This window comes from Roseibium aestuarii (assembly GCF_008477545.1).
Taxonomy (GTDB): domain Bacteria; phylum Pseudomonadota; class Alphaproteobacteria; order Rhizobiales; family Stappiaceae; genus Roseibium; species Roseibium aestuarii.
In genome coordinates, this window is the sequence record NZ_VORA01000014.1 from 1 (window position 1) to 4,678 (window position 4,678).

Sequence of the window (4,678 nt, forward strand, 5' to 3'; positions counted from 1 at the left end):
CGATCTCCAGCCTGCGGACGCTGCTGTCCTCGTCGGGCCGGTGCATGAGCAGCCCCGAGGTGTAGAAACCCCGCAGCGCGCTGGCGCCGGAGAGCGCGAGGAAGGGATCGTCCTTGACCTGGTGCTTGGTGGCCTTGCGGGTGTGGTGGGCGAGGATCACGCCCGCGTCCGGATTGACCGCCTCGCGCAAGAGCTCCACCCGGTCCTTCAGGAAGAACATCATGGCGGTGTTGTCGTTCTCGCCGCCCCCCTCGGGTCCGCCGTCGAAGAGGTTGCGGATCGGGTCGATGACGATGATGTCGGGCGGCGCGTCGGCGAATGCGGCCCGGATCGCCTCGGCCACGCAAGCGACGCCCTCGGCATCGAGCAGCAGCTTCAGCTTCGGCGTGGCAATGAAGGTGTCGCGCGCGGCGGCAATGACGGCGGTGGGCAGCGCGATCTGCTGCATGCGCTCGCGCAGGTAGTGATACTGGATCTCGGCCTGCAGATAGAACACGCGCAGCGGCCGGGGCGGCGTGAAGCCGAGGAACGGCACGCCCGCCGCCATGTGCACGAGCCAGGAGATCAGGAAGTCGCTCTTTCCGACCTTCGGCGCGCCGCCCAGAACCAGGAGCCCGCCAGGCGTCAGCACGCGGGGGCCGATGATGTCCTCCGGCATCGGACTGGTGTCGTCGAGCAGCGCGCCGAGGGTGAAGGTCGGCAGCGGGGTTGTCGGGACATCAGCTTGGGCTGCGCGAAGGAGCGGCGGGCCGTTGCGCTTCACATGCAGTTCCCAGAGCCGTTCGGACTCGACCATCAGCCGATCGAGCGGCCAGGACGGCCGCAGCATGGCGGCGTTGTAGCCGCAGATCGCCTCCCAGCCCGCGAAGGGATCGAGGCGGCCCTCGTGGACGAGGCGCACGTAATGGCCGATGGCGGCGCTGGCCCCCTGGAAGCGGGACCAGTCGTCCACCGCGCCTTCGCGCACCGGCGTGGTGAGCACGGCGTCGATGCCGGGCTTCGCGGTCGGCGCGGCAACGTCGCTGGCGAAGCCTACGCCGGGCAGCGGTGGCATCTCGGCAACCAGTTCGGCGAAGTCCGCAAGGTCCACCTCGGCGTCGCGATGTTCGCGAATCTGCACGAGGCGCTGGTGGCCGTGCTTGTGATAGACGGTCCCGGGCACCCGGATCGGTTGGTGCGCCGAGCGGAAATGCGTGTCGCCGCCAACCTTCACGGCGATCTCGCCGCGCAGGCGGCAGAGGGTGGCCAGATCCTCGCCCTCGGCGGGTTCGGTCAGTTGCCACCAGACATGAAGCTTCGTCGCGCCCTCGGGCGTGCGCCCGCCGCTTTCGATGATCAGCGTCGGCGTGCCGAGGTGGCGGGTGACATGGTCCAGCTTGGCCGGGATGTCGCCTGCGTCGAGATCGACGACGATGGCCTGCATCTGCAGCACGTCGGCGGCGCGGGCATGGCCCTGCTCGGCGACGGTGCCGGGGATGACATACACCGCCGCGCCCTCGCGGTTCGCCCACGCGGCGAAGGTCGCGAGTTTCCCCGGCGCGGTGTCATCGGCGAGGATCCAGATGTTGTGCGGCTTGCCGTCCCGGCCCTGACCCTTGTCGACGAAGCCCCGAAGCGGGATCAGCCCCTCGCACCAGCTGAACACGGTGTCGAGGAAGACGGCGGTCTGCTCGGGGTCGGGGTCGCAGCCGAACGGGTTCTCGGACGGCGGCTCGTCGTTGAAGTCCATCCACGGGTTGAAATGCAGGATGCCGTTGTCGCTCATGCCGGCAGCCTCCAGCAGCGCTCGGACCACGGGCAGAAACGGCACTCGAAGAAATCGGGCGAGGTCGCGATGCGCGGAAGCAACTCGCCCGCATCGGTCGCCTGCAGGATCCGCACGCCCCGGTCGGACATGCGCTGCGCGAGATCGGCGTCGAAGGGCACCAGTTCGTGGTGAAGCTCGGCGGTGTCCTTGTTGATCGCGGTGAAGAGCGCGGGCGCGGCCGAGATGCCGGGGACCGTCCCTTCCATGTAGGCCTGGTAGAGCGCGATCTGGGCAGCGTAGACCGGCTTCGACTTGGTCACTCCGTCCTTGACGCAGGCGCGCCAGTTCTTCGCGTTCATGGTCTTGCATTCCCAGAGCGCGGGAACGGCAAGCCCGAACCCCTCCGGCCCAGCAGCGATGATGCCATCGACATGACCGCGGATGCGCCCGCCCGCGACGGAGAAGCCGAACTGGCCGCCATCGGGCCGGTTGCCCTTCCGGGTGTATAGATCGAAGCCCGCGCCGCGCAGCCAGGCGACCGCCAGATCCTCGAGCGCATGGCCGATGGCGAAGATCCGCAGCGACTGGCCGCTGAAATCCTGGCCCTCGCCCTTCGGCGTCGCCGTGAACTCGAACTGCATGGCCCGCTCGCAGGCATGGCCGAGGCGCGAGCCGCCGAGGTAGTCGCGGGGCGACCGCGTCGCCTGATCGGCGGTCAGCGCCCGATCGACCGCGGCGTTTACCCGCTCTGCGAAACTCGGCCGATGATTGTAATCGAGGGTCAAAACGGCACCTCCGGCGTCTGCGCCCGGGCGATGTCGGACATGGCCTCGCGGAAGCCCTCGGCGGCTTCCTCGATCAGCGCGCGCACCTGCGCCTCGGTCAGGTCGGCGAGCGGGGTGGCCCAGCCGATCTCGTCCATCAGCAGCGCCACGCGCTTCATGGTGGCGGTGATCGCGGCGCGCTCCTCCTCGGTCAGGTCAACCATGGCGAAACGCTCCCGCGCCAAACGCGTCCAGAAGGACTGGCAGGGCATCGAGCAGAACCAGACCGAAGGCCGGGGCTGCTTCGACCGGTGCGGATCGAACCAGCCAAAGCCACGGGTGGGTTGCCGGCAGACAGCACAGAGCGTCCCACGCGGATGCCAGAGCCGCCGCCGGTCCTCGGCGGTGATGGGGGTGGATGTGAACATGGGTCATGCCGCCCTCCGTTCGGGGCTGGCCGCGCTGTCGATCAGCTGCCGGATGGCGCGCTTGTTGAAGCCGAAGGTCATCAGAGCAGAGGCGCGGTAGCGCGTCAGGCCGAAGTCGTGGCGGCACTCGGGCGGCAGGTACTGGAGCTGCTTTTCGGTCGGCGGCTGGCGCAGCCAGGAGCGGGTCTTGAAGGCGCTTTCGTCGGTCTCGTGCGTGTTCAGCCAGTCGTCGGCCTGCGCGAGGCAGACCGTGCGCTCGCCCACGCCCAACAGGTGGGGGCGCTCGCCCTTGGCCCCGCCGATGGCGTACCAGACCCCGTCCAGCCAGAAGATGCCGCCCCAGGCCGCAAAGCCCGTGGCCATCAGAGCGTCGTCCGTGCCGTGGAGGTCGACCCACGCGAAGCTGGACCGCTTCAGCAGGTCGATTTCGGTCATCATGAAGCCCGAGAGCGGCGCGGCGGCCCCGCCTTCGCCCGCATCCAGATCCTCGCGGGGGAACGCCTCGCCGCAGAGCGGGCATTCAGTGGCGGCCAGCGGAATATCAGCGCCGCAGCCGGGGCAGGACTGCGTCGGAGCGTCACCAGCCTCGGTCTTGCCGTCGAGATCGACATCCTGTTCCAGCGTGCCGTGGATCAGGCTCGACGTCCCGAAATCCAGCACGACGCAGTCGGTCTTGACGACGCCGGGGTGTTCCTCGGGGTCGACGGTGCGCAGGCCGCGCCCGACCATCTGGATCATGGTGGACTTGTAGGAGCTGGGGCGCAGCAGCACGACGCAGGAGGTGGGCGGATGGTCCCAGCCCTCGGTCAGCACCGCCACGTTGACGACGACGCGGATGCCGCCCGCCGCGTAGTCGGCGAGGATCGCCTTGCGGGTCTCGGCCGCCAGATCGCCGTGGATCAGCGCGGCGGAAACGCCAGCTGCCCTGAAGGCGTCGGTGACATGCTCGGCGTGCGCGACGGTGGAGCAGAACACCACGGTCTGCCGGTCGCCCGCCTTCTCCTTCCAGTGGCGGATCACCTCGTCGGTGACTGGCGCGCGGTCCATGATGCCCGCGACCTCCGCCATGTCGAAATCCGACATCGTCTTGCGGACCGAACGCAACTCATCCTGCACGCCCACGTCGATGACGAAGGTGCGCGGCGGCACCAGATGGCCCGAGGCGATCAGCTCGCCGAGCCGCACCTGGTCGGCGACATTGTCGAAGACCTCGCGCAGGCCCTTCCTGTCGCCCCGGTTCGGCGTCGCCGTGACCCCGAAGATGCGTGCGTCGGGATTGGCCTCGCGCACCCGGTCGATGATGCGGCGGTAGCTGTCGGCGACGGCATGGTGCGCCTCATCCACGACCAGCAGGTCGAGACGCGGCATGTCGGCCAAGTTCGAAGCCCGCGCCAGCGTCGGCACCATGGCGAAGGCGACTTGGCCGCCCCAGGACTTCTCCGTGGCGTCGATGACCGAGGTGGCGACGCCCGGCACCACGCGCTGGAACTTGGCGCGGTTCTGCGCCGTCAGCTCGTCGCGATGGGCGAGCACGCAGGCCTTCGCGCCGTCGCCGATCATCTCGCCGGCAACCGCCGAGAGCATGATGGTCTTGCCCGCGCCGGTGGGCGCCACGCCCAGCGTGTTGCCGCGGGAGGCGAGCGCAGCCACGCTGCGCTCCACGAAGGTCTTCTGGCGGGGGCGAAGGCGCATGGCCGGTCTCCCCCTTACTGCGCCCAGCTCGGCCGACCGGCGGCGCC

General features: G+C 69.3%; 4 protein-coding genes. All 4 read right to left on the reverse strand.

The annotated features are described in order from the left end of the window. Positions 1-1,765: AAA family ATPase (locus FR728_RS19160; protein WP_188318971.1), on the reverse strand; the 1,765-nt coding region annotated here is incomplete at its 3' end. Then, entirely contained in the window at positions 1,762-2,532 is a 771-nt protein-coding gene (locus tag FR728_RS19165; protein ID WP_149894345.1) for a hypothetical protein, read from the reverse strand. The genes FR728_RS19165 and FR728_RS19160, both read right to left, overlap by 4 nt. Next, the gene (locus FR728_RS19485; protein ID WP_208998936.1) at positions 2,529-2,939 is read right to left on the reverse strand and encodes a DUF6511 domain-containing protein; all 411 of its coding nucleotides are present in this window, start codon (positions 2,937-2,939) and stop codon (positions 2,529-2,531) included. The genes FR728_RS19165 and FR728_RS19485 overlap by 4 nt, the downstream gene beginning before the upstream one ends. A 3-nt stretch (positions 2,940-2,942) precedes the next feature. After that, positions 2,943-4,631, reverse strand: a complete 1,689-nt coding sequence (locus FR728_RS19175; RefSeq protein ID WP_149894346.1) for a DEAD/DEAH box helicase — start codon at positions 4,629-4,631, stop codon at positions 2,943-2,945. Between the last annotated feature and the right edge of the window lie 47 nt (positions 4,632-4,678).

What these genes read in the sequence shown, in the direction of transcription:
- FR728_RS19175 (WP_149894346.1), bottom strand. Translation starts at nt 4,631, where the DNA reads ATGCGCCTTCGCCCCCGCCAGAAGACCTTCGTGGAGCGCAGCGTGGCT.
- FR728_RS19485 (WP_208998936.1), bottom strand. Translation starts at nt 2,939, where the DNA reads ATGTTCACATCCACCCCCATCACCGCCGAGGACCGGCGGCGGCTCTGG.